We start from the raw sequence: 26646 nt of genomic DNA, 5'->3' as shown, positions 1-26646 counted from the left end.
TCACCCCGCATGGGGATTATTCCCCCGCCCTCTCGGCCATTCCATCGATTCGCGGGCAAATACGCCCGTCGAACGCCCATCCCGTAGCACGCACGCGACCGTGCGCCCCCTATTCACGCCGCACCACCCCGGCAGGGCTCACCGGCCCCCGGCCCGAACTCGGCGTGCAGCGCGCGCACTTCACCCCGCAGATAGCGCTCGCGCAGCAGGGCGCGCCGTACCTTGGCGGTTCCCGCCCCGCGCACGGTGCCGGGGCGCACCAGCAGCAGCGCGCCGGTCTCGACCCCGAACTCCTCCGCGATCAGGGCGCGGATCCGGGCCGCCAGCCGGGGCAGCCCGCTGCGCGCCCCGCCAGCCGTACGGACGACCTCCTGCACGACCACCAGCGCCCCCGCACCGGGCCCGGCGCAGAACACCCGGGCCGATCCCAGCGCCTTCGCGCAGCCCAGCAGTTCGCGCTCCACGTCCTGGGGGTGCAGGGTGTGGCCGTCCACCAGGAGGGCGTCACGGACCCGGCCGGTCATCCGGAGCCGGCCGTTGACCGTAAGGCCGAGATCGCCGGTGCGCAGGAAGCCGCCGGGCCCCTCGGCGACGCGGGCGGCGAACAGCAGCGCGGTGTCCGGCGGACCGCCCCAGTGGCCGGTGGCGACGGCGGGGCCGCGCACCCAGATCTCCCCGGGCGCCCCGTCCGGCAGCCGGCGCCCGGTCAGCGGGTCCGCGACGGCGAAGTCCGCGCCCGGCACCGGTGTGCGCCCCGTGGCCAGCGGCACCGGCGTCCCCTCGGCCGGGACGTAACCGGCCACCAGGGTGCCCGGGCGCAGGCCCAGCGGGGCGCAGCGGTGGGGGAAGGCGGCCATGGTCCCGGCCGAGACCGGTTCCCCGGCGTTCAGCGCGGTCCGCCAGCGGGAGAGGTCGAGCCCGGCCGGTGGCTCGTCGCCGAGGAGGGCGGCGCAGCGGGCGTGGAGGAAGTCGGGCGCGAGGGTTTCGGTGATCCCGTGGCGGCTGATGGCGCGCAGCCAGCCGAGCGGATCGGTGCGGTACGGCTCCGCGGGAAGTGTCACGGCGGTGGCGCCGAGCCATAAGGGGTGCAGCACCTGCCCGATCAGCCCGGGGGTGTGGCGGCGGGGCAGCCAGCCGCCGATCCGGGAGCGGCGGTCGGTGCCGAGCGTCCGCCGCAGCCCGGCCATGGCCGCCGTAAGGTTGCCATGCGTCAGCAGGGCGCCGCGCGGGGCGGTGGCGGGCCCGGAGTCGTAGGCGAGCAGCGCGAGGCTGTCGGCGGGGGTGCGGAGGGGTTGCCGGGGCGTGTCGGCGCACGCGTCGGGGCGGAGTCCGTCGACGGCGAGGCAGGTCAGACCGGCGCGGCCGATTCGGGAGAGCCGCGCGAGGTCTCGGTGGCGTGGGCGGTCTCGGTGAGGACGAGGTCCACGGCGGCGTCCCGGACGATCGAGGCGGTGCGCTCGGCATCGGTCCGGGAGGCGGACGGCGCGGGCACGGGCACCGCGACGGCCCCCGCGTACAGACAGCCGAGCAGCGCCACCGCCGCGCACGGACCGGGGTCCATGGCGAGCAGCACCCGGCGGCCGGTGGCGTCCCGGGCGCGCAGCCAGGCGGACACGGCGTCGGCGCGGGCGTCGAGGGCGGCGTAGGACACGCGGTGTTCGGTGCCATCGGCGGCGGGGTGGGCGAGCGCCGTGCCGTCGGGGCGCGAGAGGGCCCGTTCCTTCAGGGCCTCGGTCAGATTCGCGTATCGCGGCATTCTCAACTCCCGGGCGCCCGACGTCGAAAAGGGGCCCACAGTCTCGAAGCGCCACCTCGAAGCCGACTTGATCAATGGTGAGGAGCGAGCACCGGTCCTAGGCCGGGGTCCGGCACCGGCCCGACCTGCGGCATCGGCACGGGTCCGGCAGCGGCCCGACGGACCGTCGCGGCCCCGTCATCGGCCGTCATCAGCGCGCCCTGCGGTTGACCCGGACGGTCCAGCCCCCGTCGGCGGCGCGGCCCGCCACCGTGATCCGTACGGCGTCGTCCTTGACCGACATGGTGTCCCCGACGCCGAGCGGGGCGTCGGCGAGTTCGGGGTAGACCGACTCGTTCCAGCAGGCGGAGGTGGCGGGGTGGCCGTCCAGCACCTGGACGGGGCCGTCGCCCGACGCCTTGTCGTTGCGGACGCGGTAGACCAGCACGCCCTCGGTGCAGGTGCCCGCGTCGTTGCCGCTGCCGCCGCGCGCCTCGATGGCCAGTGCGGTGGTGGGCCCGGTGCGGACCACGACCAGCCGGGTGCGGGTGTCGGGGCCGGACCGGCCGCGCGCCATGGGGGCGGCGAGGGGCCGGAGGGTGTACCGGCGCGGTCCGGTGGCGCGGTCGCAGGCCACCTGGCGCGCGCCGAGCCAGCCGAGCTTCCACTTGTGCCAGCCGAACGGATCGGGTGCCATGCCGAACTGGCTTCCCATCAGGTCCCAGTCGCCGACGTAGGTGTCCCATTCGGCGTTGCCGTCGGTGTCCTTCGGCCGGTGGTAGAGGTCGGGCAGGTCGAAGACATGCCCGGTTTCATGGGCCAGCACATTGCGGTCCGGCGGATGGTGCTCGAAAACGGTGACCAGGCGGCGCAGCTCGACACCGTCCGCGCGCAGTGGCTTTTCGAAGTTGACCACTTTCGTCGCGTCGGCGTCCACACCCGGGGCGTCGGGGTCGGCGACCAGATAGACGAGGTCGTAGCGGGCGAAGTCGAGGTGCGGATCGGCGGCCGCGATGGCGTCGCTCAGATAGGCCGCGCGGCGCTGGGCGTTCCAGTCGCGCTGTATGGCGTACGCGGTGGAGCGCTGGGGCATGGTGATCCAGCGCCGCAGCGGATGCACCCGTAAACCGAACTTCCCGTAGGAGGCCCGTTTGAAGAAATTGGGGGTCGCGGGGATGTGGTCGGCGGCCAGTTGGGCGGGGGTGACCCGGGGCCGGGCGTCCGGGAAGGACAGGAAGACCATCGCCGCGTCCAGGCGGCGGGCCGGGCGCGGATAGCGGGAGTTCCAGCTGTCCACGCCCTCCGAGTGGTGGGCGTCGGTGCGCTCCAGGTCACAGGGGCCGCCGGGGCCGGCCGCGACGGCGGGACCCGCCACCACGGTGGTCGCGATGAGCGCGCTCAGCGAGGTGAGCAGGGCTCCGGTCCGACGCAGCCGAGGCTGCCGGTGCACCCCCTCGGGTACCTGAGGACGCACCATGTCGACCTCCCGGGCGTAGTCGGAACACCCACTCCACCCTGAGGTGAATTGGCGGGGTACGCCCTGTTGGGCTGGGCTGGTCGAGTGAAGAGGCCGCGATCCGGGTACGTAACAGACGGTCACAATCGGTCAGAGCGGCCGTTGACCCGCGCAGAGTCGAACAGATACGACCAAACACATTGTCAAGGCGGCGGTGAGCGCGATGACATCGATGGAACACCCGGAGCACGAGCCCCTATGATCGGCACATTTCCAGCGGGGAATCCCCCCTCAGGCAGGCACTTACGGTCGGCCCGGCACCCGGTGTGAGACATGCACAAGATGTGTACGAACAACCTGGACAAAACAAACGCCACGCGGGAGCGAGCGGTGAGCGGAACCCCCGACGGGCAGGGACGCGCCCCGGGCGCGACACTGCCGACGATCACAGAGCGTGAGGCTATGCCGAGCGTCCTTCCGGTCACGGAGGACCCCGGCGCACCCCGACCGGCCCCCGGCGCGCCGTCGGCCCTGGGCACGCCCCCGGGCCCCGGCGCGCCCCCGGGCGCGGGGCACCCAACGGGGCATACCACCGGGCTCGCGGCGGGGCATACCGCCGGGCCCACCACCGGGCATACCGCCGGACACACGGCCGAGCACGCGACCGGCCCCGCGCCCGGCGACTACCGCGCCGCCTTCAACGTGGCGCGCCTCGCCATGGCCGTCGTCGACCGCGAGGGCAGGGTGCTCGACGCCAACCCCGCGCTCGGCGCCCTGCTCGGCACCGATCCGGCCCTGCTGATCACCCGCAGCGCGGCTGACCTGGCCGATCTGCGCGAGGATCCGCGCACCTGGCGGGAGTACCGGGACGTACTCGGCGGCCGTGCCGCGCGGCTGCGCCGCACCCGGCGGCTGCGGCGCGCCGACGGCCATGCCCTGTGGGCCGAGATCACCGTCGAGCCCGCGCCGGACAGCTGCAGTCTGCTGCTGTCGATGGCCGACATCAGTGACCAGCGGGACCTCCAGGGGCGGCTGCGCCATCTGCAGATGCACGACCCGGTGACCCGGCTGCCCAACCGCAGCCTCTTCTTCGAGCGGATGACCAGGGCACTGGAGGCGGCCACCTACGACCACGGGGGCACCGGCCGGATCGGGCTCTGCTATCTCGACCTGGACGGCTTCAAGGCGGTCAACGACACCCTCGGCCACCGGGTCGGCGACCGGCTGCTCGGCGCGGTCGCCCAGCGGCTCACCGACTGCGCGGCGCCCGACGGCCATCTGGTGGCACGGCTCGGCGGGGACGAGTTCGCCCTGCTGGTCCGCAACTCCAGCGGCACCGAGCAGCTGTGCGACCTCGCCCGGACGGTGCTGGCCACCCTTCAGGAACCGTTCGACGTGGGCGGACAGCGGCTGTCGGTGTCGGCCAGCATCGGCGTGGTGGAGCGGCCCGCGGCCGGCACCCACACCACGTGGCTGATGCAGGCCGCGGACACCACGCTGTACTGGGCGAAGGAGGACGGCAAGGCGCGCTGGACCCTCTTCGACCCGGAGCGCAACGCCCATCGGATGACCCGGCAGGCGCTGTCCAGCACCCTGCGCCCGGCGGTCGAGCGGGACGAGTTCGTGCTCGACTACCAGCCGCTGGTGGGGCTGGGCGACGGGGTGGTCCGGGGGGTGGAGGCGCTGGTGCGCTGGGACCATCCGCAGTTCGGGCGGCTGTCGCCGAACCGCTTCATCCCGCTGGCCGAGGAGAACGGCGCGATCGTGCCGCTGGGCCGGTGGGTGCTGCGCACCGCCTGCCGCCAGGCCCGTGCCTGGCAGCTGGCCGAACCGCCGCATCCGCTGGTGGTCAGCGTGAATGTGGCGGTCCGCCAGGTGTGGGACTCCGATCTGGTGGCCGATGTCGGCGCGATCCTGGCGGAGACCGGGCTGCCGCCGCATCTGCTCCAGCTGGAGCTGACCGAGTCGGCGGTGATGGGGTCCACGGGGCGGCCGCTGCAGGCGCTGCAGGCGCTCAGCGACATGGGGGTGGCCATCGCGATCGACGACTTCGGGACCGGCTACTCCAACCTCGCCTATCTCAGCCGGCTGCCGGTCTCCACGCTCAAGCTGGACGGCTCGTTCGTCCAGGGGTTCCGGGCGGAGGAGCATCCGAATCCGGCCGACGAGACCATCGTCGAGGCGCTGGTGCAGCTCGCGCACCGGCTGGGCCTCACGGTGACGGCCGAATGTGTGGAGAGCGCCGAGCAGGCGGAGCGGCTGAGGCGGATCGGCTGCGACACGGGACAGGGGTGGTTCTACTCCCGTCCGGTGCCGCCGGACCGCATCCAGGCGATGATCAACTGCCCGGCGCCGGGTTAGGGCATGTCCGGGCGGTACGCGTACGCCTGCGGCGGGCTGCTCCCCTACCCGCCCCTTCCCACAACTGGGGCTCCGCCCCAGACCCCGCTCCTCAAGTGCCGGAGGGGCTGATTTCAGCCCGTCAGGGGGCACCTCCCAGCGGTAGCTGGGGGAGTTTGAGGACACGCCCGAAGGGCGTCCGGGGTACAGGGGCGAAGCCCCTCGCGGCGGACACTCCGTAGCGCTACGCCCCCGTCTGCGCCGTCGGCAGATCGTAGGCGTCGGCGATCAGCTCGTACGAGCGCAGACGGGCGTCACGGCCGTGGGCATTGGCCGTGATCTTGACTTCGTCCGCTCCGGTGCGCTTGATCAGCCCGTCGAGCCCCTCGCGGACCTGGTCCGGGCTGCCGTACTCGACATTGGCGAGCCAGCTGTTGATGAAGTCGCGCTCGATCTCGTTGAACTCGTACCCCTCGGCCTCCTCGGGCGTCGGCACCAGGCCGGGGCGTCCGGTGCGCAGCCGGATCATGGCCAGGGCGCCGGTGAGCACCTGGCGGTGGGCCTCCTTCTCGTCCTCGGCGGCGAAGGCCGAGACGCCGATCGAGGCGTACGGCTCGGCCAGCACGGCGGACGGCCGGAAGGTCTCGCGGTAGAGGTCGAGCGCGGGGACGGTGTTGGCCGCGGAGAAGTGGTGGGCGAAGGAGAACGGCAGGCCGAGCATCCCGGCGAGCCGGGCGCTGAACCCGCTCGAGCCCAGCAGCCAGATCGAGGGCCGGCCGGCGGCCTGGACCCCACCGGGCACGGTGCCCTGCACCGGCCCCGGCACCGCGTGGATACGGGCGTAGCGGTGGCCGTCGGGGAAGTCGTCGTCGAGGAATCGGGTCAGCTCGGCGAGCTGCTGGGGGAAGTCGTCGGCGCCCTCGCGCAGCCGCTCGGTGCGGCGCAGCGCGGCGGCGGTGGCCCCGTCGGTGCCGGGCGCGCGGCCGAGACCGAGGTCCACCCGGCCGGGGGCGAGCGCCTCCAGGGTGCCGAACTGCTCGGCGATGACCAGCGGGGCGTGGTTGGGGAGCATCACCCCGCCGGAGCCCAGCCGGATCCGCTCGGTGTGCGCGGCGAGATGGGCGAGGATCACGGCCGGGGAGGAACTGGCGACCCCGGGCATGGAGTGGTGCTCGGCGACCCAGAAACGCTGGAAGCCCCGGCGCTCGGCGAGCCGGGCGAGCTCGGTGGTGGTCCGCAGCGCCTCGGTGGCCGTCACCCCGCTGCCGACGGTCGCTAGGTCCAGCACCGACAGGGGCACCGGTGCGCTGCCGAGGGGCCGGGCCCGGATGGGGTCGCGCTGGTCGTCTCGCCGGTCCTGCTCATCGGCCACGGTGGCCCGCCTCCCTGGTCGCACCGCACGGTGCGCGTATGTCGTATGCGTGTGCGGCGCCGCGCCGCCACGCCTCAACGTCTACCGGCGACATTCAACCGGAGAAAGGCTCCGCTTTATTCCCGGCCCTTGCTCCCCGGCCCCCGGTGAACGGCCGGGCCCGCCGTCACCTGGGGAGGAGGTGTGGCGGCGGACCCGACGACGGTGTGCCGCGCGCTCGCGCGGGACGGGCCTAGCCCGCGGTCCGCGCGGTGCGCCGGCGGTGGAGGGCCAGCGCCGTACCGGCTCCGCCGAGCACCAGCACACCCGCCGTGAGGCCGATGGGCAGGGCGGCGGAGATGCCCTTGTCGTCGGAGAGCCGCCGGGTGGTCGGGGCGTCGGCGGCCGCGGCGTTCACGATCGGGGCGTGGGCGGCCAGGGCGGAGGTCGTGTAGTGACCGGACTTGTGGACCGACGCGACCGAGCCGTCGGACTTCAGCAGCACCTGGGTGTTGTTGGGGTGCCGGAAGTCGAAGAGCCCGGAGAGGGTGTTCGCCCGGCGGTCGAAGGAGGCGTCACCGATCCGGCCGGTGTGCCAGTTGTCCTCGATGAAGCGGGTGATCGAGGTCTGCTCGGTCCGGGTGTGGTCGACCTTGTTGGACTTGCTGAAGGGCGAGATCACCAGCAGCGGCTGCCGGGGGCCGGGGCCGCAACGGTCCTGGTAGCCGCCCGCGGGCTTCGGAGCGGACTGGCAGGCGGGGCTGTCGGTGGCCTTGCCGCCCGGCCCCGTGGTCTTGTCGGTCGACCCGTTGAGGGGCTTGGCGTAGGCGTGGTCGTACCAGCCGTCGCTGTCGTCGTACGCGACGACGATCGCGGTGTCCTTCCACTGCGGCGACTTCTGGATCGCGTTGATCTGCTTGACCAGGAAGTGCTGCTCGTCGACCGGGTCGGAGTAGCCGGCGTGGCCGTCCTGGTACTCGGCGGCCTTCAGGAAGCTGACGGACGGCAGATGGCCCGTCTTGAGCGCCGCGTCGAAGTCGGTGAGGTCGTAGTTGTGGTTGGCCCGGCCGCTGTGGCCGATCTCCTGGACGTTCTTCGGCGGGAGGTGATGCGGGTTGGCCGTGGACTTGTAGTACTGGAACGGCGCGTGGTGCGGGCTGTAGTCCACCGAGGCGGCGCCGCCGACGTTCTTGTGGGTGGTGCCGGAGCACTTGGCGTAGTGGTCCTGCTCACCGTCCCAGGCGGTGCTGGGGCGGAAGCCGCCCTGGAACCAGCCCCAGCTCACATCCTTGGCGTTGAGCAGATCGCCGACGTTCCGGCCCTTCATCCGGGCCAGGGCGTTGCCGCTGGTGTGGTCCTTGTTGGAGCAGTCGTCGAAGGCCGGGTCCGGGTCGTTGATCATCGTGCCGACGCCCTTGGCGTCCGGCGAGGCCACCGCGTACGCGTCCGGCTTGTCGGTCTGGACCGGGTCCTCGGTGGAGGACTTGGGGTCGGTGGAGATCACGCCATGGGTCTGGCCCGAGATCAGCTCCAGCGCTCCGGGGGTGGAGGGACCGTAGGCCGAGCTGAAGGAGCGGTCGCTCATCGCGTAGTGCTGGGCGTAGTTCCACAGGCCGGTGACGGTGTTTCCGTCGTAGTAGTCCATCACCAGACCGGGCTCGCCGAACAGCCCGGTGCACTTGCTGACCTCGGTGTTCTCCACGAACTTATCGGCCTTGCCGCCATTGGCGGCATACTGCTCGGGCCCATAGGAGTGGTTCTGGTCGCAGGTCATGGCCTGGTCGCCGCGCAGCCGCTTGGGCTTGTAGAGATTGGGGTTCTTCTCCAGCAGCCCGGCGTGCGCCAGGGTGTCGATGTTCTTGGGGGTGTCCTTGGCCGGCGTGAACCTGGTGCCGTCCGTGTTCGCCGCCTTGGGGTAGGTGCCGAAGTAGTGGTCGAACGAGATGTTCTCGTCGAAGATCACCACCACATGCTTCACCGGGGTCGCGGTGTGGCCGCCCTTCGCGGGCGCGGCCCATGCGGGGGCCACCCCGCCCACGGTCGCCAGGGCCGCGGCGCCGGCCAGGGCACCCCAGCGCGCGACCCGGCCACGCCGTCGGCCGCCTTCGGATCCTGCCGTGCCGCCCATGCCATGCCTCCACATGATTCGCGTTTCACGCCTGCGCCTGATCCTGTGCCGCGGGCAGGACTCTCCGATGGAATCCATGGAGACGGCCGAGTGAATAGAGGGTCAGAAGAATCCAAGGAACTCTTGAGGTGTTCTTGACCGGATGGTGGGGCGACGATCAGGACAGAAGGGTCCGTCCCAGCCAGTCGGAGCGGTCCCTCACCCCGGGGAGGGCGAAGAAATAGCCGCCGCCGAAGGGCGTGATGTAGTCCACCAGCGGCTCCCCCGCCAGCCGCTTCTGCACGGTCTCGAACTGGCGCTCGAGATCCTGCTGGTAGCAGCAGAACAGCAGCCCCATGTCCAAGTTGCCATTGCCGTCCATGCCCCGGTCGTAGTTGTAGGCACGGCGGAGGATGCGCTGGTCCTCGGTCCGGGCGGTGCGCGGATTGGCCATCCGTATATGGCTGTCCAGCGGAATGACGTCGCCCTTGGGGTCCTGTGCGAAGCGCGGGGTGTCGAACTCGTGCTGACCGTCCAGCGGGGCGCCCGAGTCCCGGCTGCGGCCGAACATGCGCTCCTGCTCGCTGATCGACACCCGGTCCCAGAACTCCACCAGCATCCGGATCAGCCGGATCACCTGATAGCTGCCGCCGGTGGCCCAGGCGGGCTCCCCTGAGTGCGCGCCCACCCACACCAGACGGTCCATCGCCCGGGCGTCCCCGGTGTCCGGGTTGGCGGTGCCGTCCTTGAACCCCATGTGGTTGCGCGGGGTGCCGGACGGGCGCGGCGGGCTGACGAAGCCGTCGATACGCCAGCGGATCTGCAGCGCGCCCCGGGTGTGGCGGGCGATGTCGCGCAGCGCGTGCAGCACCGTGTCCGTGCTGTCGGCGCACAGTTGGACGCTCAGATCGCCATGGCACCAGTCGGGGTCGAGATCGTCGTCGGGGAAGGACCGCATCGTGTGCAGCCGCCGGGGCTTGCGGTCCCGCAGTCCGTAGCGCTCGTCGAAGAGCGAGGCGCCCACGCCGACGGTCGCGGTCAGCCGGTCGGCGGCCACCTCCGGGCCCAGGGTGCCGGAGTCGGCGGGCGGCGCGGTGATCCCGACCGGATCGGGGGCGCCTCCGGTGGTGAGGAAGCGGCACCGCTCGGTGAGCGTACGGAAGGCGTCGGTCAGCTCCTCGCGGCCCTCGGCCATGGTGTCGAAGGCGATGAACGCGGTGGCCCGCTGGGGCGGGGTGAGGATCCCGGCCTGATGGGTGCCGTGGAAGGGGGCGCGGACCGGCCTCTTCTCCGGCCCGTCCTCCTTCGCGGCCGCCGTGCCCGCGGCCGTGCCCGCCACCACGCCGACCGTGCCCGCGGCGGCGCCCAGCAGAAAGCCCCTGCGCAGCACCTCGCTCACCGGGTCCTCCGCACATCCATCAGCGCCGCCACCTGGGCCAGCCGCTCCACCAGCGCGCCCGTGTCCGCGTTGAGCCGCTGGCGCCCGGTGCGGCTCAGCCGGTCCAACGGGGTCCAGCCGTCGCCGTGGTGCGAGCGCTCCAGGGTCCGCTGGGCCCGGTCCAGGTCGCTCTCCAGCTCGGGCAGCCAGGGGGCACGGGGCTTCAGCAGCGGCTCCAGCCGGCGCAGCACGGCCCGGGTGCCGTCCAGGTTGGCCCGCGCGGTGGCCAGGTTGGTGCCGCTGCCGTAGTCGGTGCGGCCGGTCAGCTCGAACTGCACGGTGTTCTCCATGATCTCGTGCGCCCGCAGGCCCAGGTCGGCCGGGTCCATCCGCTCCCGCGGCCAATCGTCCCGCAGGTCTCGTGCGTCCTTGACGAGCCGGTCGGCGACCGGGCGCAGTGAGCTCGCGGACTCGCCGTGCCACAGGCCGTACTCGAGGCGGTGGAAGCCGGTGAAGTCCGGGTCGTGGACCCCGTCGGACAGCCCCGCCGTGGTGCCGTTGATCGCCCCGTCGGCGTCGCCGAAGGTGCCATAGGCGGCGCCCATCCGCTCGTACACCAGATGGGCCGGCAGCCACGCCGCACGGGCCGTGGCCAGGTCGCCGCAGTGGATGGCCGAGCGCAGCGCGTCCGTACGCCGCACCAGCTCGTCCATCCGGCCCGCCACCCACTTCTGGTAGGCGATGGTGGGCGGGATCAGATCCTGCTGGCTGACCGGGACCGCGGCCGGGCCACCACCCCGCGCCGGTCCGGACACGGTGACGGTGGGCCCGGTGACCGCGTCCGCGTCCTCGGGCAGGCAGACGAAGGCGTAGGAGCCCCCGCCGAGCGTGACGCTCAACGGTCTGCTGGTGCCGGGGCCCAGGCCCTCCACCTCTCCGTAGACGGCGCCGTTCGCCGGATTGGTGAGATAGACCTCGGCCGGTCTGCTGGAGGTGTTCCGCAGATCGAAGACCTGCTTGCCACGGGTGGCACCGGTCCAGCCACGGCCGCAGCCGCCCTCGGACACCTCGACGGAGGTGTGCCGCAGCCCGTCCGACGCCTTCGTGGGCGCGCTTCCGCTCGCGGAGGGGTGCGCACGAGAGCCGCCCGAGGAGCCTCCGCCGACCGCAAGCGCGCCGATTCCGACGGCCGTGGCCACCGTCACCGCACCGGCGACCAGCAGATGACGTGCCGGCGGGACCGGGGAGAGATGTTGGCGACGCACGGCTGCATGCTAGGCGCAGTCCGATAAGCGGAATGCCCTGATGGCAAAAGAGCGCCATGGAATTTCGCGGGGGTTCAGCTCCCCGTCACCGGCTCCTCGGCCCCTTCGGCGCGCCCGCCCGCGGCCGCGCCACCCGCCGCGCTATCCGCCGCTCCGGGCGAAGAGCGTGCCCAGCCGGTCATGGACCGGATCACGGCCCAGCAGCCGCAGCCCCTCCCAGACCGTGACCTGGTTGGCCGTGAGCACCGGCTTGCCCAGCTCCGCCTCCAGATCCGGAATCCAGGCGGCGGTGTGCAGGGCGGTGTCCGGCAGGAGCACCGCCCGGGCCTCGGGGTGATCCCCCGCGCGGCCCAGCTCCAGCACCTCCTCCCGGCCCCAGGTGCCGACCTCCGCGGCCGTGATGATCCCGCTGCCGCGCATCGAGACCACCTCGGCGCCGGCCGCCTTCAAAAATGCCCGGAAGTAGTCGGCGACGTCCTCCGGATAGGTGGCGGCGATGGCCACCCGGTCGGCGCCGAGCGCCTGCACCGCGTGGGCGAAGGCGAAGGAGGTGCTGGAGGCGGGCATCCCCGCCGTCTCGCTCAGCTCGCGCACCTGCTCCTTGGCACCCTCCCAGCCGAAGACGAAGCTGGCGCTGGTGCACGCCCAGACCACGGCCCGGGCGCCGCGCTCGGCGAGCTCGGCGACCCCGGCCGCGAGGCGGGCCGCCGACCCCATCTCCAGCAGGGCGTCCACCCGATGGGCGTCCTCACCGATGTCGGTGTGGACCAGTGGAAGCCGGATGTCGCCGCTGTCGCCGCCGAGCATGCCTTCCAGGCGCGGGTATTCGTCCTCGGCGGAGTATCCGGGGTAGAGAAAGCCGACCGCGTCCGGGGCCGGGTGCGTCGAGTCCACCATGACTGCCTCCTTGACTGGCGGCCCCCGCGAGCGCCGCCCCTGCACTGCTGTCACTTGTCCTACACCGCGGACGCCCGGCGGGTTCCCATCCGCCGGACAGCCTCCCTCGCGTAGGTGACGGGCCTGCCCGTCCCACCCGGACAGGCTTCCCGGCCACGCCGGGGGACCCACCCCGAACGCCATACCGGGACACCCCGAACGCCACGCCGGGGCCCACCCCGAACGCCGGGCCGGGTCCGGCCGCGCCAGGGCGCCCACCCCCTTGTTCAGAGGCGGGCCACCCTTCACATCACGTCACATCACGCCGGACCGCCGTCTCACCCCGCGGCCGGGCCTCCGGAGTCGTCCAGGTAGGGGCCCTCGCCGAGGCCGGTGCCGAAGCCCGGATCGAGCCCGTCGGCCGGGTCGCCGTCCGGCCCCGGCGAGGCCGCCCCGGCCAGCGCCGCCTCCGGCTCGTCCACCACGGACTCGACCGCCTCCACGGCCCCGAGCATCGACTCGACGACCGGGTCCGTCACCGGGAACGGGCCGCTCGGCGACACCGACATCCCCGCCGGACCGGACCGGGCCACCGGGTCCAGCAGCGCCTGGTACGGCCCCACGGCCCGGGCCCCGATCGCCCGCAGCGCCGCCCACATGGTGACCTGGTTCGCGGACAGCACGGGCATCCGCAGCTCCGCCTCCAGCTGCGGGATCACGTCGTAGGTCGGCAGATTGGTGCAGCTGATGAAGAGCGCGTCGGTGGCCCCGACCACCGCCTGCCGGGCCATGTCGACCACATCGCGGTACGGCACCTTCCAGATGTGCCGGGTCAGTCCGAGGTACGCCCGACCGGTGACGGTCATCCCGCCCTCGGCCAGGTACTCCTCCAGCGAGTCGGTGACGGACTGGGTGTACGGCGTCACCACCGCGATCCGCCGGGCACCGATCTCCCGCAGCGCCTCCAGCAGCGCGCCCGAGGTGGTCAGCGACGGGATCTCACCCGCCTGGGACATGGCCGCGCACATCGCGCGCTCCCCGGCCACACCGCCGACGAAACTGCCCGAGGTGCACGCGTACGCCACCACTTCCGGTGCGACGGCCGCCAGCGCCTGCACCGCGTCGTGCAAGGTCTCGTGCTCACTCACGAGTCGTGCCAGGTCGAGGCTCACCTCGACGGGTACGAACGGGGTACGGGTGAGGTGGAGGGATACCTCGTCCGGCACCCAGCGCCACAGCTCACGGTCGAGTGCGAAGTCGAACGGTGCCACCACACCCACGCCGCGCTGCGGTCGTGGGCCACCCAGAAAAGAGACGTCCAAAGCGAGCCCCAATACGGAACGGAGGGACTGGACCATTGGCCAGAGATTTGGATGGAGAGAGCCGGACTGATGCCGGGGACGCCGGGACAGAAGCCGTTGTTGACGACGGTAGTTTCCGCTGCCTAGCGTGGTCAATCCTCAAACTGAGGCGTCTGCCCGCTCCTTCTTCAGGCAAACCCATCCACGTTTCGAAACGGTTTCCCGCCTATGTCCGAAAGCACAGTTGTCGTCTTCGGCGACCAGCCGCCGGTCCACCTGGACCGGGTGGCCGGCCGGGCCAAGGTGCTCGTCTGTGACGAGAATTCGCTGCCCCAGGCGCTCCCCACCGCGGATGTGCTCCTGGTCTGGGACTTCTCCTCCGACGCGGTCCGCGACGCCTGGCCCGGCGAGGGCCCCCGGCCGGCGTGGGTCCATACCGCGAGCGCCGGGGTGGACCGGCTGCTCTGCCCCGAACTCGTCGCGTCCGACACGGTACTGACCAATGCTCGAGGCGTCTTCGAGCAGCCGATCGCGGAGTACGTGGCCGGTCTGGTGGTCGCCATGGCCAAGGACTTCCACGGAAGCTGGGAGCTGCAGCGGCAGCGGCGCTGGCAGCACCGCGAGACTATGCGGCTGGCCGGAACGCGCGCCGTGGTGGTGGGCGCGGGTCCCATCGGCCGGGCGATCGGCTCCACCCTGGCCGCGCTCGGCGTGGTGGTCGACCTGGTGGGCCGCACCGCCCGGCAGGGCGTGCGCGGCGGCGACGAGCTGCCCGAGCTGCTTCCGTCGGCCGACTGGGTGGTGAGCGCGGCGCCGCTCACCGACGCCAACCGCGGCATGTTCGACCGCACCGTCTTCGACCGGATGAAGCCGTCCGCCCGGTTCATCAACGTCGGCCGCGGCCCCCTGGTCGTCGAGAAGGACCTTACGGCGGCCCTGGTCGCCCGGCGGATCGCCGGCGCGGCCCTGGACGTCTTCGAACACGAGCCGCTGGCCTCGGACGATCCCCTGTGGGACGTGCCCGGGCTGTTCGTCTCGCCCCATATGAGCGGCGACACGGTCGGGTGGCGCGACCATCTGGCCGACCAGTTCCAGGACAACTACGAGCGCTGGTGCGCGGGCGAACCACTGCTCAACATCGTCGACAAACGCCTCGGGTACGTACCGGTGGACTGATCGCAGGACCTGAACGGAGAGCCGGATGACCGACATGCACGACCTGACAGCCGTTCAACTCGTCGAGCGCTATGCCTCCGGCGAGCTCTCCCCCGTCGAGGCGACCCGTGCCGTCCTCCACCGGATCGAGCAGATTCAGCCGGAGGTGAACGCCTTCACCCGGGTGGACGCCGAGGGCGCGCTGCGGCAGGCGGAGGAGTCCGCCGAGCGGTGGCGGCGCGGAGCCCCGGTGGGCCTGGTGGACGGCGTCCCGGTGTCGGTGAAGGACATCCTGTTGCAGCGCGGCGCCCCCACCCTGCGCGGTTCGCGGACCGTACGGCCCGAGGCCGGGGCATGGGACGAGGACGCGCCCTCGGTGGCGCGGCTGCGCGAGCACGGCGCGGTGTTCGTGGGGAAGACCACGACCCCGGAGTTCGGCTGGAAGGGCGTCACCGACAGCCCGGTCCACGGGGTCACCGGCAATCCGTACGACCCCCAGCGGACCGCGGGCGGCTCCAGTGGCGGCAGCGCGGCCGCGGTCGCGCTGGGCGCGGGTCCGCTGAGCCTGGGGACGGACGGCGGGGGTTCGGTCCGGATCCCGGCGGCCTTCTGCGGCATCTTCGCGCTGAAACCCACCTATGGGAGGGTTCCGCTCTACCCGGCGAGCGCGTTCGGCACCCTGGCCCATGTGGGGCCGATGACCCGGGACGCGGCCGACGCGGCGCTGCTGATGGATGTGATCTCCGGTCCGGACTGGCGCGACTGGTCCCAGCTGGGGCCCGCGGGGGGCGGCTTCCGGGAGGCCCTCACCTCCGGCGGGGGCGGGGTGGACGGCCTGCGGATCGCCTACAGCCCCGCGCTCGGCGGCTCGGCCGTGGTCGACCCGGAGGTGGCCGCGTCGGTGCGGCGGGCGGTGGACCTGCTGGCGGAGCTGGGCGCGGTGGTCGAGGAGATCGACCCGGGGTTCGAGGACCCGGTGGAGGCGTTCCACACGCTGTGGTTCAGCGGCGCGGCCCGGGTGGTGCAGCCACTGGGGCAGGAGGACTGGGAGCTGCTGGACCCGGGGCTGCGCGAGATCTGCGCCCAGGGGGCGTCGTACAGCGCGCTGGACTATCTGGCGGCCGTGGATGTGCGGATGGCACTCGGCCACGCCATGGGGCGGTTCCACTCCGCGTACGACCTGTTGGTCACCCCGGCGCTGCCGATCACCGCGTTCGAGGCGGGGGTGGAGGTGCCCAAGGGGTCGGAGCACACCCGGTGGACCGGCTGGACGCCGTTCACCTACCCGTTCAACCTGACCCAGCAGCCCGCGGCCTCGGTGCCGTGCGGCCTCAGCGTCGCGGGCCTGCCGATCGGGGTGCAGCTGGTGGGCGCGCGCCACGCGGACGCGCTTGTGCTGCGCGCGGCGCACGCGCTGTTCGAGGCGGGGCTCGCGGACGGGGTGCGCCCCCCGGCGGCGTAAGGCCCGGGGCCGGGCCCGGGACGGCTCCGCCCAGAGCCGAGCCCGAGCCCGGCCCGAGCCCGGCCCATGCGCTGCCCGAGCCCGGCTCGAGCGCGGCGCAGCGCACGGCCCGAGCGCGGCCCATGCGCTGCGCCGGGCACAGGCCGAGAGCCCGTGCCCGGCGCCAGGCCCGTGCCCGACGCGAGTCCCGTGCCCGGCTCGGGGCCCGTGCCCGGCGCGAGCCGAGGTCTACGCGCGGCGGAAGTTCAGGGTCTCCCCCAGCGCCCCCGCGCGCCACAGGTCCTGGCAGGCGTCGGCCATCCGGTCGAGGCCGTCCACGATCGAGCCCCAGACGATCCCGGGCACCCAGCCCGCGTCGCCGTTGATCAGCAGGTTGTTCCGCTCGTAGAAGAGCGCCAGGTCGATCACCTGCCGCCGCCCCTGGTGCTTGGCCTCGGTCTCGTATCCGTACGACTTGGTCCCGAGCTGGGTGTCCGTGAAGGTGAAATAGCACAGGTCCCCGGGGATCGGGGTGATCGTCGGGTTTTCGAGGGGCGGCTCCTCGGGCGCGAAGGGGGGCAGCAGTGCGTAGATCTCGTTGCGTGCGTACTTCGCGTGATACACGTCACCCCCGAGCGGCAGCGCGTTCCACACCGCGTCGCAGGTGATCGGCGCGAGATCGTCAAGGAGCTTGGCCGTGCAGCTCACCCCGCGCTTGTCGAGCGAGACCTCGATGAACCGGTCGGCTCGGTCAACCATCGACTTTCCTCCAGGTCGCTTCGGAACCAGTCCTGTCCCAGGGGACTACCCAGACATCGGCTGTATCAAGGGCCGGAAACGACCCGCATACATTTGCCGGAGTCGGGTAGCCGCGCGCCCATGGCTCCACCACGTGGGAAAGACACCGATAGCAGAGAAATAGCAAAAATGGGTCCAAGCCGCCGCGCTCTTCTCGCCGGCGGTGCGGCCCTGGGTCTGCTGGGCGCGGCCGGCTGCAGCCGGGTGTCCGGCTCGGGCGCCAAGGACGGGGGCAATCTGCTGGAGCGACTGCGGTCGCAGGGGACGGTCCGGCTGGGAATTGCGGGGGAGATCCCATTCGGCTACATCGACGAGAACGGCGAGTTCACCGGCGAGGCGCCGGAGATCGCGAAAGTCATCTTCAAGCGGCTGGGCGTGCCCAAGGTCCAGCCGGTGCCGACCGAGTTCGGCTCGCTCATTCCGGGCCTTCGCTCGCAGCAGTTCGACGTGGTCTCGGCGGGGATGTACATCAACCCCGAACGCTGCGCCCAGGTGATCTTCTCGGACCCCGACTACCGCATGCGTGACGCGTTCATCGTGCGCAAGGGGAACCCCAAAAACCTGCACAATTACGAAGACATCTTTAAGCAGAAGGCCAAGATGGCCACCGGCACCGCCTACGCCGAGATCGGCTACGCGGAGGACGCCGGGATCAAGCAGAGCGACATGCTGATCCTCCCCGACCAGCTGGCCGGGCTGCTGGCCGTGGAGCAGGGCCGGGCGGATGTCTTCGCGGGCACGACCGTGACCGTCCACAACGTGGTGAAGCAGCGGAACAGCCAGCGGGCCGAGGCCACCGAGCCGTTCCAGGCGTACGTCGACGGCAAGCCGGACATCGGCGCCGGCGGCTTCGCCTTCCGGCCGGAGGAGACCAAGCTCCGGGACGCCTTCAACGTGGAGCTGCACAAGATGAAGAAGAGCGGCGAGCTGCTGCGCATCGTGCGGCCCTTCGGCTTCACCAAGGAAGAGATGACCGATCTGACCGCCAAGGAGCTGTGCTCATGACGGCCGGGCTGTGGGAAAACTGGCTTCTTCCGGGCATCTGGATCACCATCCAGCTGACCCTGTACAGCGCGATCTTCGCGGCCGTCGTGGCGTTCGGCATCGGGATCGCGCGCACCTCCCCGCTGTGGATCGTCCGCTTCCTGACCGGCTTCTATGTGGAGGTCTTCCGCGGCACCTCGGCCCTGGTGCTGATGTTCTGGCTGTTCTTCGTGATGCCACTGGCGTTCCAGTTCCAGCTGGTGCCGATGTGGGCCGCGGTACTGGCGCTGGGCCTCACCTACGGGGCGTACGGCTCGGAGATCGTGCGTGGCGCGATCGCCGCGGTGGCCCCGGCGCAGCGTGAGGCGGCCATCGCGCTCAGCTTCACGCCCGCGCAGCGGATGCGCCGGGTGATCCTGCCGCAGGCGATCCCGGAGATGATCCCGCCCTTCAACAATCTGCTGATCGAGCTGTTGAAGGCGACCGCCCTGGTCTCCGCGGTGAGCGTCGCCGACATCACCTTCGCCGCCCAGCTCTCGCGGCTGGCGACCGGTGACAGCCTGGAGATCTACGCGATCATCCTGGTTCTCTACTTCGTGCTGGCCTTCGTCCTCACCCGGCTGATGCGGCTGCTGGAGCGGCGCGCCAAGGCGGGCATCGGGCAGGCCCCCGTGAAGTCCGGCAAGGGCCCGCTGATCACCCGGAAGCTGTCCTCGCGCCAGGAGGCCGAGCAGTCGTCCAACATCATCACGGCGGGAGGTGCCCAGTGAGCTGGAACTGGGATGTGGCGAAGGACTTCCTCCCCGAGCTGGGCAACGGACTGCTGATCACCCTGGAGGCGACCGCCCTGGGCTCGGTCCTGGCGTTCGCGCTCGGCCTGGTGTGGGCGATGGCCTTCCGCTCGCCGACCCGCTTCGTCCGCTGGCCGGTGGCGGCGGTCGTGGAGTTCATCCGCAACACGCCGCTGCTGGTGCAGCTGTTCTTCTTCTACTACGTACTGCCGACCTGGGACATCAAGTTCTCGGCGCTCACCACCGGGGTGATCGCGCTCGGTCTGCACTACTCGACGTACACCGCCGAGGTCTACCGGGCCGGTATCGACGGTGTGCCCAAGGGCCAGTGGGAGGCGGCGACCGCGCTCAGCCTCTCCCGCGGCCGTACCTGGACCGCGGTGATCCTGCCGCAGGCCATTCGCCGGGTGGTGCCCGCACTGGGCAACTACGTCATCGCGATGCTGAAGGACTCCCCGATGCTCGCGCTGATCGGCGTCGTCGACATGCTGCAGAAGGCGCGCGCGGAGGGCGCGTCGTCCTTCCAGTACATCGAGCCCTACACGATGGTCGGCATCGCCTTCATCCTCATCGCCTATCCGGCTTCCCTTCTGATGCGAGCCCTGGAGCGTCGTCTTGGCCACTGAAACCGACCACACGAACCCTGCCGTGGACGGCAGTGAACTGATCCGCTTCGACCAGGTGACCAAGCGCTTCGGCAGCAATACGGTCCTGGACAACCTCGACTTCTCGGTCTCCTCCGGTAAGCACGTCACCCTGATCGGCCCCTCGGGTTCGGGCAAGACCACGATCCTGCGGTTGCTGATGACGCTGATCAAGCCGGACGAGGGCACGATCAAGGTCGACGGCGACTACCTGACCCATGAGGACAAGGGCGGCAAGCTGGTCCCGGCGGGCGAGAAGCACACCAGAGAGGTGCGCAAGAAGATCGGAATGGTCTTCCAGCAGTTCAACCTCTTCCCCAATATGCGGGTGCTGCGGAACATCACCGAGGCCCCGGTGAACGTGCTGGGCCTCAACAAGGACGAGGCCGAGACCCGCGCCCGGGAGCTGCTCGACCTGGTCGGGCTCGGCGACAAGTGCGACGCGTACCCGACACAGCTGTCCGGCGGGCAGCAGCAGCGGGTGGCGATCGCCCGGGCGCTGGCGATGCGGCCGCAGGTGATGCTGCTGGACGAGGTGACGTCGGCGCTGGACCCGGAGCTGGTGGCCGGGGTGCTGGATGTGCTGCGTGACATCGCTCACACAACGGACATCACCATGCTCTGTGTCACCCATGAGATGAACTTCGCGCGGGACATCTCCGACGATGTACTGATGTTCGACTCCGGCCGGGTGATCGAGTCCGGACCGCCGGAGAAGATCTTCACCGAGCCGGAGCACGAGCGGACGAGGGAGTTCCTGAGCGCGGTTCTCTGACCCCTCGGCCGGATCGTCCGACCGCTGCCGGGCTGATCATCCGCCCCCTGACGGATGGATCATCCGGCCCCGGCCGGGCCCGGTCCGGCGCCGCCCCCGCGACCCTCCCGCGGGGGCGCGCCATTGTCATATGCCGAGGACATACGCCCCAGCTGACCGGGGCCGATACGCCTCGGCAATATCCTCAACAGCCGATCCGGATAAGCCCCTTGGCGGTTATCGTGATACAAAGCCACGCCAACCTGCGAGGGGGGAAATCGTGGCGCTCAGGCCCGAGCCGACCGCGCCGTTCCACTCGGTGCAGCACGCCCTCCGCATCCTGGAGGTCGTCGCCAAACACTCGTCCGGCGTCAGCGACATCATGCTCGCCAGGGAGACCCGGCTACCGGCCCACCAGCTCGCCGACCTGCTGCGGATGCTGCGCCGCGAGGGCTACGTGGAGCAGATCGCCGACGGCGCCTACGTCGGCGGCAACGCACTGACCCTGCTGGGCTCCGCCGCCCCCGACCGCGGCCACGCCGTCCGGGACAAGCTCCAGCAGTCGCTCATCGCCCTGCGCGACTCGGTGGGCGCGGCGGTCTACCTCAGCCGCTATGTGGACGGCGAAATCAAGATCACCCAGTACGCGGACGGGCCGCGCGCCCCCAAGGTCAACGAGTGGGTGGACTTCCGCTCCGCCGCCCACGCCATGGCGCTCGGCAAATGCCTGCTCACCCAGCTCGACCACGACAGCCGCCGCGATCACCTCGCCCGCCACAAGACGGTGCGGCTCACCTCCCGGACCACCACCAACGAGAAGGTGCTGTTCCGCAAGCTGGACAGCCAGCCCGCCACCGTGCCCGTCCTTGACCTGCAAGAATACGCGGTCGGCACGGTCTGCGCGGCGGTGCCGATCAGCGCCGGGCGCTCGGTGGGCTGTCTGGCCCTCTCCCTCCCCCTGGCCCATGCCCACCGTCTCCGCCAGGCCGCGGACACCCTCAACCGCGAGGCGGCCCCGATGCTGCTCTCCCTCTCCATCTGAGCCCATCCGCATCTGAGCCCATCCGCGCGTGGTCAGAACCACCCCTCCGGACCAGGTAGTATTTATGGCGTCAGCAGGCGCCGCTAGCTCAGTTGGTTAGAGCAGCTGACTCTTAATCAGCGGGTCCGGGGTTCGAGTCCCTGGCGGCGCACAACTGATCAGGCGAATGGCCCGGGTGCTCTCGAAGCCCCGGGCCATTCAGCGTGCCGCCCCGCCACGCACCTCGAGCGAGTCCAGCAGCTCGCCCGTGGCGGCGGCGATGGCCTCGACGGCCTTGTCGAACGCCTCCGCGTTGTGCGCGGCCGGCCGGCGGAAGCCGGAGATCTTGCGGACGTACTGAAGTGCCGCGGCGCGCATATCGGCCTCGGTGACGGACTCGGCGTAGGGCGGGCGGAGCGTCTTGATGGATCTGCACATACTGACGACGGTACGCCGGGGGTACGACAGCCCGTGGGCCGTGGCGGATCTTTCCCCTACCCGCCCCTACCCGAACCATGGGCTCCGCCCCTGGCCCCCGGGGCTCGACGAACCGACCGTCGGCGGGAACGGCTCGCCGACCAGGGCGCCGACCGCGCCACCCGCGACCCGGTGGTCAGCGGCTGACCGGTGAGCAGGGGGCCAGGGCATCCGCGGGACGGGTGATGCGAGCGGCGAGCGGCGAGGGCCTGGACACCTGCACCGGCGAGCTGGTCGCGGTCGGCCACCGGTCACCCGGGTCGACCGGCCGGGGTCTGGGGCGGAGCCCCGGTTGCGGGAAGGGGCGGGGAGGGGAATAGCCCGCCGCAGGCGGTGGGGGCGTGCCCAGGCCATCTCCGGGCCGCCCAGGACGAAGGCTCGGATCAGGTCGGCCAGGGGGCCCGGCTGGTCCTGGGGGGGTCAGGGTATAGCTGTCGGGGATCTCCACCAGGCTGCCCCGGGGCAGCAGACCGGCCAGGCGCAAGCCGTGCTCGGGCGGCATGACGCGGTCCTCGGACCCCAGGCCGCCAGGGCGGGGCGGTCGAAGGTGCGCGGGGCGTCGGCCCAGTGGAGCAGTTCAGCCGGGCCACTCCGAGCACCGACAGATCCGCGTCGGGCCGCATCGGGGGGCGGTGCCCGCCCAGGGGCAGGGTGGGGACGACACGGCGGACGTCGGGGGCCAGCGCGGCGACCACCTCGCGCCACAGGGAGCCGTCCATGGCGACTCCGTGCAGCAGGACCGCGACCGGGCCCTCGCCTCCCGTGTCCTCGTACTCGATGGTGCCCGCCGAGAGTTCCACCTCGAGATGCGGCATGGCGCCGACTGTACTCGGGGTGATCACACCAGAGGCAGACCGGCCAAGGTGACCACGGGACGCGCCGCGCCGCCGGGCGCGGACTCGTTCCGTACGGCCATGTCTCGCAGGGCCTCGTCCCTTACGGCGACCGCCGCGTGGTAGCCGGGCGGGGCGTCCAGGTCGGCAAAGGCCCAGCCGCGCGGGCCGGGCGGGGCACCGGCGGGGGCCAGGCCCTCGGCGAGCCCGACGTGGTGAGCGCCGATTCCGCCCGGCAGCCCGGTGCCGATGCCCTTGAGGTACGCCTCCTTACGGACCCAGCAGCCCAGGAACGCCTCCTCCCGCAGTTCCTCCGGCAGTGCGTCGATCGCCGCCCGCTCCTCGGGGTGCAACTGCCCGACCAGCCCCGTCAGCCGGGCCCCGGCGCGCCCGGGGTCCCGCTCCTCGACGTCGGCGCCGACGGGCACTCCGGCGACGGCACACAGGGCCGCGTCCCCGGAGTGGGAGAGGGAGAAGTGCAGCGCGTCCTCGCCCGCCAGGGCCGGGCGGCCGTGCGGCTTCTCGCAGTCCGGCATGCCGCAGGTCTCCCGGGTGAAGGCGACCTCGGCCGGGTCGATGCCGAGATAGCCGCCGAGCAGCGTCCGCAGCCCCACATGGGAGGTCACATAGCGCTCGCGCGCCACGTCCGACCGCAGCCGCGCCGCGCGCTCGCGCTCCCGCTCGTCCAGCAGGCCCTCCGCGACGGCGGCGGCCGCGGTGGCGTACGGCGGGATCCGCAGCAGCCATACGGCCACCTCGCCGGGGCCGGGGCGGTCCCCGGGGCCGGGAAGGGCGCGGACCGGGGCCCATCGCCGGGGCTCGTGTGCGGGCTGAACCGGGCTGGTGAAGGACACTGTTCGGCTTCCCCCCGTGCTATCGGCCGATGATGCGCTCGCTGTGGACGTACTGACGGTACAGCGGCGCGCGCGGCGCGCCGTGGGTGCCCCGCCGTCGGAACGCGCCGCCACGGCCCCTTCAGCCGCCCCCAACACCCTTGCGGCAAGGCAGCGTTGCCGATCGCGGGCACCCGGTGACATAGGCCACGTTCACGGTCCGGCCGACGCGGTCACCTGCCCGTCCGCACTACGATCGCGCACGTCCGGGCACGATCGGTGATGGGGGTTTGACGACCATGGCGACGAGATTCCTGGCCAAGGCGGCCTCAGCGGTGACCCTCCCGGTGGCACCGCTGTACGGCGCCTTCCTCTCGTACATGATCTTCCACCCGCCGCGCAGACCGCATCACAAGACCCCCGCCGACCTGGGGCTGACCAGTACGGACGTCAACGTTCCGCTGAACGGGCAGCAGGGCCGCGGGCTGCATGTCTGGCTCATCCCCGGCGACGCCGAGCGCGTCGTGGTGCTCGGACACGGCCTGGGGCTCAGCAAGTCCGCGAGCCTGGCGCACGCGCGGCTGCTCAGCGAGGCGGGCTACACGGTCGCCATGTTCGACCACCGCAACCACGGTAAGAGCGTCACGGACCGGGCGGGCTGGGGCATGAGCGACCGTCACACCGACGATGTCGTCGCCGTGGTGCGGCACATGCGGTCGATGGACGAGTACGCCGCGGCGCGCATCGCGATCTACGGCTTCTCGATCTCGACCTTCCCCTCCTTCTACATGCTCAAGAGGGAGGACTGCCCGGTCGACGCGGTGGTCTTCGACAGCGGCCCGGCGCTTGAGCTGGCCCCGCTGTTCCGGAACTTCGTCGCGGCCGGCGGGGTGCCCATCCCCGGCCCGCTGGGCGCCGGTCCCTCCCGCCCGGTCGTGGAGTCGGTCGCCTCGTCGGCGGCCGTGGCGATGCTGCGGGTGCAGTGGCCGCCGCCGCTCGGGGGCGCGTACGAGCGCACCCCGATGCTCTTCCTGGCCGGTGAGCGCGACACCATGATCCCCGCCTCGGGGGTACGGGCACTGGCCGAGCGCTATCCGCTGGCCGAGGTGCACACCCTGCCGGACACCGAGCATCTGCAGGGCATCAAGACCCAGCCGGAGGCGTACGCGGAGACCGTCCTGGGCTTCCTGGAGCGGACGCTCAAGGACTGACCCTTACGAAGATTGCCCCTTACGGTGGGCCCGGCCGGACCCGGCCCACCGTAAGGACGCCATGACGTCCGTAAGGACGCCATGGCGGCGGGTCAGTCCTTCAGTTCGCAGATGACCGCGCCCGCGCTGACCGAGGCGCCGACGTCCGCGTTCAGGTTCTTGACGATGCCACCGCGGTGGGCGTTGAGGGGCTGCTCCATCTTCATGGCCTCCAGGACCACGATGAGATCGCCCTCGGCCACGGTGTCGCCCTCGTTGACGGCGACCTTGACGATGGTGCCCTGCATCGGGGAGGCCAGGGCGTCGCCGGAGGCGGCGGAGCCGGACTTCTTGACCGCCTTGCGCTTCGGCTTCTTCGAGCCGCCCGCGGCGCCCGCGGCCTCCCCGGGCGACACCGCCAGGCCGAGGACCGCCGGGAGGGAGATCTCAAGACGCTTGCCGCCGACCTCGACCACCACGGTCTCGCGGGCGGTCGGTTCCTCGGTCTCGTCCGTCCCGGTGGGGGTGAACGGGGCGATGGTGTTGTTGAACTCGGTCTCGATCCAGCGGGTGTGGATGGTGAACGGCTCGCTGGTGAACGCCGGGTCCTTCACTACCGCCTGGTGGAACGGGATCGCGGTGGCCATGCCCTCGACCTGGAACTCGGCCAGGGCGCGGGCCGCGCGCTCCAGGGCCTGCTTCCGGGTGGCGCCGGTGACGATCAGCTTGGCCAGCAGCGAGTCCCACGCGGGGCCGATGACGCTGCCGGACTCGACGCCCGCGTCCAGCCGGACACCGGGGCCGGTCGGCGGGACGAAGGAGGTCACGGTTCCCGGGGCGGGCAGGAAGTTGCGGCCCGGGTCCTCGCCGTTGATGCGGAACTCGAACGAGTGCCCCCGCATCGGCGGGTCGTCGTAGCCGATGGCCTCGCCGTCGGCGATGCGGAACATCTCGCGGACCAGGTCGATGCCGGTGACCTCCTCGGTGACCGGGTGTTCCACCTGGAGCCGGGTGTTGACCTCGAGGAAGGAGATGGTGCCGTCGTTGCCGACGAGGAACTCGACGGTGCCCGCGCCGACGTATCCGGCCTCCTTGAGGATGGCTTTGGAGGCGGTGTAGAGCTGGGTGTTCTGGTCCTCGGTGAGGAAGGGGGCGGGGGCCTCTTCGACGAGTTTCTGGTGGCGGCGCTGGAGGGAGCAGTCGCGGGTGGAGACCACGACGACGTTGCCGTGGGTGTCGGCCAGGCACTGGGTCTCGACGTGGCGGGGCTTGTCCAGGTAGCGCTCGACGAAGCATTCGCCGCGGCCGAAGGCGGCCACGGCTTCGCGGACGGCGGAGTCGTAGAGCTCGGGGACCTCTTCCATCGTGCGGGCGACTTTCAGGCCGCGGCCGCCGCCGCCGAAGGCGGCTTTGATGGCGATGGGCAGGCCGTGCTGTTCGGCGAAGGCCACGACCTCCTCGGCCCCGGAGACGGGGTCGGGGGTGCCGGCGACGAGGGGGGCGCCGGCGCGCTGGGCGATGTGGCGGGCGGCGACCTTGTCGCCCAGGTCGCGGATGGCGTGTGGCGGGGGGCCGATCCAGGTCAGGCCGGCGTCGAGGACGGCCTGGGCGAACTCGGCGTTCTCGGAGAGGAATCCGTAGCCGGGGTGGACGGCGTCGGCGCCGGATTCGGCGGCCGCGGCCAGGACCTTGGCCTGGTCGAGATAGCTGGCCGCCGGGGTGTCACCGCCCAGCGCATAGGCTTCATCGGCCGCGCGCACATGACATGCGTCCCGGTCCGGATCGGCGTAGACGGCTACGCTCGCGATCCCGGCATCCCGACAGGCACGGGCAACACGGACAGCGATCTCGCCACGGTTGGCGATGAGCACCTTTTGCACGCTCTCTCTTCCCTCTTCCGAAAAGTTCCGTCCCGT

The 26646-nt window shown here is 71.7% G+C and carries 22 protein-coding genes, 1 tRNA gene and 1 pseudogene; 10 read left to right on the top strand and 14 right to left on the bottom strand.

Annotation, left to right across the window (positions count from 1 at the left end; translation table 11 throughout):
• Positions 1-113 precede the first annotated feature (113 nt).
• The 3 genes from LIV37_RS31165 to LIV37_RS31155 form a co-directional block, all read right to left on the bottom strand.
• A complete protein-coding gene (locus LIV37_RS31165) occupies positions 114-1352 on the bottom strand; it encodes an AMP-binding protein (RefSeq protein WP_276064849.1) in 1239 nt (412 codons plus the stop codon).
• Positions 1349-1756, bottom strand: coding sequence for an AMP-binding protein (locus LIV37_RS31160; RefSeq protein WP_020871064.1), 408 nt, complete (start codon positions 1754-1756; stop codon positions 1349-1351). The genes LIV37_RS31165 and LIV37_RS31160 overlap by 4 nt, the downstream gene beginning before the upstream one ends.
• A gap of 190 nt (positions 1757-1946) precedes the next feature.
• Positions 1947-3212 (bottom strand): M6 family metalloprotease domain-containing protein, encoded by a 1266-nt coding sequence (locus LIV37_RS31155; protein WP_020871063.1) that lies wholly within the window; start codon positions 3210-3212, stop codon positions 1947-1949.
• 696 nt (positions 3213-3908) lie between these two features.
• Between LIV37_RS31155 and LIV37_RS31150 the strand changes: the two genes are divergently transcribed.
• On the top strand, positions 3909-5552 hold the full coding sequence (locus LIV37_RS31150; protein WP_243146273.1) for a putative bifunctional diguanylate cyclase/phosphodiesterase: 1644 nt from the start codon (positions 3909-3911) through the stop codon (positions 5550-5552).
• Positions 5553-5775: 223 nt separating this feature from the next.
• On the opposite strand, the gene LIV37_RS31145 is transcribed toward LIV37_RS31150, so the two are convergent.
• The 6 genes from LIV37_RS31145 to LIV37_RS31120 form a co-directional block, all read right to left on the bottom strand.
• A complete protein-coding gene (locus tag LIV37_RS31145; RefSeq protein ID WP_020871061.1) occupies positions 5776-6903 on the bottom strand; it encodes an LLM class flavin-dependent oxidoreductase in 1128 nt (375 codons plus the stop codon).
• A 232-nt stretch (positions 6904-7135) separates the two neighbouring features.
• Positions 7136-9010, bottom strand: a complete 1875-nt coding sequence (locus tag LIV37_RS31140) for a phospholipase C (protein WP_020871060.1) — start codon at positions 9008-9010, stop codon at positions 7136-7138.
• A gap of 157 nt (positions 9011-9167) precedes the next feature.
• Entirely contained in the window at positions 9168-10388 is a 1221-nt protein-coding gene (gene efeB / locus LIV37_RS31135) for an iron uptake transporter deferrochelatase/peroxidase subunit (RefSeq protein ID WP_020871059.1), read from the bottom strand.
• Positions 10385-11632, bottom strand: a complete 1248-nt coding sequence (locus LIV37_RS31130; protein WP_020871058.1) for an EfeM/EfeO family lipoprotein — start codon at positions 11630-11632, stop codon at positions 10385-10387. Before LIV37_RS31130 ends, efeB begins: the two co-directional genes overlap by 4 nt.
• A 141-nt stretch (positions 11633-11773) precedes the next feature.
• The gene (locus LIV37_RS31125) at positions 11774-12529 is read right to left on the bottom strand and encodes a maleate cis-trans isomerase family protein (protein ID WP_020871057.1); all 756 of its coding nucleotides are present in this window, start codon (positions 12527-12529) and stop codon (positions 11774-11776) included.
• A gap of 317 nt (positions 12530-12846) precedes the next feature.
• Positions 12847-13830: a maleate cis-trans isomerase family protein gene (locus LIV37_RS31120; RefSeq protein ID WP_121824301.1), complete on the bottom strand. Its 984-nt coding sequence runs from the start codon at positions 13828-13830 to the stop codon at positions 12847-12849.
• Positions 13831-14037: 207 nt separating this feature from the next.
• Here LIV37_RS31120 and LIV37_RS31115 point away from each other — a divergent pair, with 207 nt between their 5' ends.
• Positions 14038-14985 carry a D-2-hydroxyacid dehydrogenase gene (locus LIV37_RS31115; RefSeq protein WP_020871055.1) on the top strand — a complete coding sequence of 316 codons (948 nt, stop codon included), beginning with the start codon at positions 14038-14040 and terminating at the stop codon, positions 14983-14985.
• 25 nt (positions 14986-15010) lie between these two features.
• Positions 15011-16426: an amidase gene (locus LIV37_RS31110; protein ID WP_020871054.1), complete on the top strand. Its 1416-nt coding sequence runs from the start codon at positions 15011-15013 to the stop codon at positions 16424-16426.
• Positions 16427-16654: 228 nt separating this feature from the next.
• On the opposite strand, the gene LIV37_RS31105 is transcribed toward LIV37_RS31110, so the two are convergent.
• A complete protein-coding gene (locus LIV37_RS31105; protein ID WP_020871053.1) occupies positions 16655-17164 on the bottom strand; it encodes a DUF3830 family protein in 510 nt (169 codons plus the stop codon).
• 120 nt (positions 17165-17284) lie between these two features.
• Here LIV37_RS31105 and ehuB point away from each other — a divergent pair, with 120 nt between their 5' ends.
• From ehuB to LIV37_RS31075, 6 genes are all read left to right on the top strand, one after another.
• Positions 17285-18208, top strand: coding sequence for an ectoine/hydroxyectoine ABC transporter substrate-binding protein EhuB (gene ehuB, locus LIV37_RS31100; protein ID WP_121824302.1), 924 nt, complete (start codon positions 17285-17287; stop codon positions 18206-18208).
• A complete protein-coding gene (gene ehuC / locus LIV37_RS31095) occupies positions 18205-18957 on the top strand; it encodes an ectoine/hydroxyectoine ABC transporter permease subunit EhuC (protein ID WP_020871051.1) in 753 nt (250 codons plus the stop codon). The genes ehuB and ehuC overlap by 4 nt, the downstream gene beginning before the upstream one ends.
• Positions 18954-19604: an ectoine/hydroxyectoine ABC transporter permease subunit EhuD gene (gene ehuD / locus LIV37_RS31090; protein WP_020871050.1), complete on the top strand. Its 651-nt coding sequence runs from the start codon at positions 18954-18956 to the stop codon at positions 19602-19604. The genes ehuC and ehuD overlap by 4 nt, the downstream gene beginning before the upstream one ends.
• A gap of 22 nt (positions 19605-19626) precedes the next feature.
• Positions 19627-20397, top strand: coding sequence for an ectoine/hydroxyectoine ABC transporter ATP-binding protein EhuA (gene ehuA, locus LIV37_RS31085; RefSeq protein WP_020871049.1), 771 nt, complete (start codon positions 19627-19629; stop codon positions 20395-20397).
• Positions 20398-20656: 259 nt separating this feature from the next.
• On the top strand, positions 20657-21418 hold the full coding sequence (locus tag LIV37_RS31080) for an IclR family transcriptional regulator (RefSeq protein WP_020871048.1): 762 nt from the start codon (positions 20657-20659) through the stop codon (positions 21416-21418).
• Between the two features lie 77 nt (positions 21419-21495).
• A tRNA-Lys gene (locus LIV37_RS31075) sits at positions 21496-21569 on the top strand.
• Between the two features lie 47 nt (positions 21570-21616).
• Here LIV37_RS31075 and LIV37_RS31070 read toward each other — a convergent pair.
• The 3 genes and pseudogenes from LIV37_RS31070 to LIV37_RS31060 form a co-directional block, all read right to left on the bottom strand.
• Complete coding sequence (locus LIV37_RS31070) at positions 21617-21835, bottom strand: DUF2277 domain-containing protein (protein ID WP_020871047.1); 219 nt, start codon at positions 21833-21835, stop codon at positions 21617-21619.
• 408 nt (positions 21836-22243) lie between these two features.
• Positions 22244-22689: pseudogene (locus tag LIV37_RS31065) on the bottom strand (alpha/beta fold hydrolase); the annotation flags it as partial.
• A 23-nt stretch (positions 22690-22712) separates the two neighbouring features.
• Positions 22713-23561: a 4'-phosphopantetheinyl transferase family protein gene (locus LIV37_RS31060; protein WP_020871046.1), complete on the bottom strand. Its 849-nt coding sequence runs from the start codon at positions 23559-23561 to the stop codon at positions 22713-22715.
• Between the two features lie 278 nt (positions 23562-23839).
• Here LIV37_RS31060 and LIV37_RS31055 point away from each other — a divergent pair, with 278 nt between their 5' ends.
• The gene (locus LIV37_RS31055) at positions 23840-24751 is read left to right on the top strand and encodes an alpha/beta hydrolase (RefSeq protein WP_020871045.1); all 912 of its coding nucleotides are present in this window, start codon (positions 23840-23842) and stop codon (positions 24749-24751) included.
• Between the two features lie 92 nt (positions 24752-24843).
• Here the strand turns inward: LIV37_RS31055 and LIV37_RS31050 are convergent, their stop codons facing one another.
• Positions 24844-26610, bottom strand: coding sequence for an acetyl/propionyl/methylcrotonyl-CoA carboxylase subunit alpha (locus tag LIV37_RS31050; protein WP_121824303.1), 1767 nt, complete (start codon positions 26608-26610; stop codon positions 24844-24846).
• Positions 26611-26646: the final 36 nt, after the last annotated feature.

This window comes from Streptomyces rapamycinicus NRRL 5491, from assembly GCF_024298965.1.
Taxonomy (GTDB): domain Bacteria; phylum Actinomycetota; class Actinomycetes; order Streptomycetales; family Streptomycetaceae; genus Streptomyces; species Streptomyces rapamycinicus.
The sequence above is the reverse complement of the archived record's forward strand: the minus strand, read 5'-3'. Positions and strand labels throughout refer to the sequence as shown.

Excerpts from the sequence above, each read along its gene's own strand:
- LIV37_RS31160 (WP_020871064.1), bottom strand. The coding sequence starts at position 1,756 with ATGCCGCGATACGCGAATCTGACCGAGGCCCTGAAGGAACGGGCCCTC.
- LIV37_RS31155 (WP_020871063.1), bottom strand. The coding sequence starts at position 3,212 with ATGGTGCGTCCTCAGGTACCCGAGGGGGTGCACCGGCAGCCTCGGCTG.
- LIV37_RS31150 (WP_243146273.1), top strand. The coding sequence starts at position 3,909 with ATGGCCGTCGTCGACCGCGAGGGCAGGGTGCTCGACGCCAACCCCGCG.
- LIV37_RS31140 (WP_020871060.1), bottom strand. The coding sequence starts at position 9,010 with ATGGGCGGCACGGCAGGATCCGAAGGCGGCCGACGGCGTGGCCGGGTC.
- LIV37_RS31125 (WP_020871057.1), bottom strand. The coding sequence starts at position 12,529 with ATGGTGGACTCGACGCACCCGGCCCCGGACGCGGTCGGCTTTCTCTAC.
- LIV37_RS31115 (WP_020871055.1), top strand. The coding sequence starts at position 14,038 with ATGTCCGAAAGCACAGTTGTCGTCTTCGGCGACCAGCCGCCGGTCCAC.
- LIV37_RS31110 (WP_020871054.1), top strand. The coding sequence starts at position 15,011 with ATGACCGACATGCACGACCTGACAGCCGTTCAACTCGTCGAGCGCTAT.
- LIV37_RS31105 (WP_020871053.1), bottom strand. The coding sequence starts at position 17,164 with ATGGTTGACCGAGCCGACCGGTTCATCGAGGTCTCGCTCGACAAGCGC.
- ehuB (WP_121824302.1), top strand. The coding sequence starts at position 17,285 with ATGGCTCCACCACGTGGGAAAGACACCGATAGCAGAGAAATAGCAAAA.
- ehuC (WP_020871051.1), top strand. The coding sequence starts at position 18,205 with ATGACGGCCGGGCTGTGGGAAAACTGGCTTCTTCCGGGCATCTGGATC.
- LIV37_RS31070 (WP_020871047.1), bottom strand. The coding sequence starts at position 21,835 with ATGTGCAGATCCATCAAGACGCTCCGCCCGCCCTACGCCGAGTCCGTC.
- LIV37_RS31055 (WP_020871045.1), top strand. The coding sequence starts at position 23,840 with ATGGCGACGAGATTCCTGGCCAAGGCGGCCTCAGCGGTGACCCTCCCG.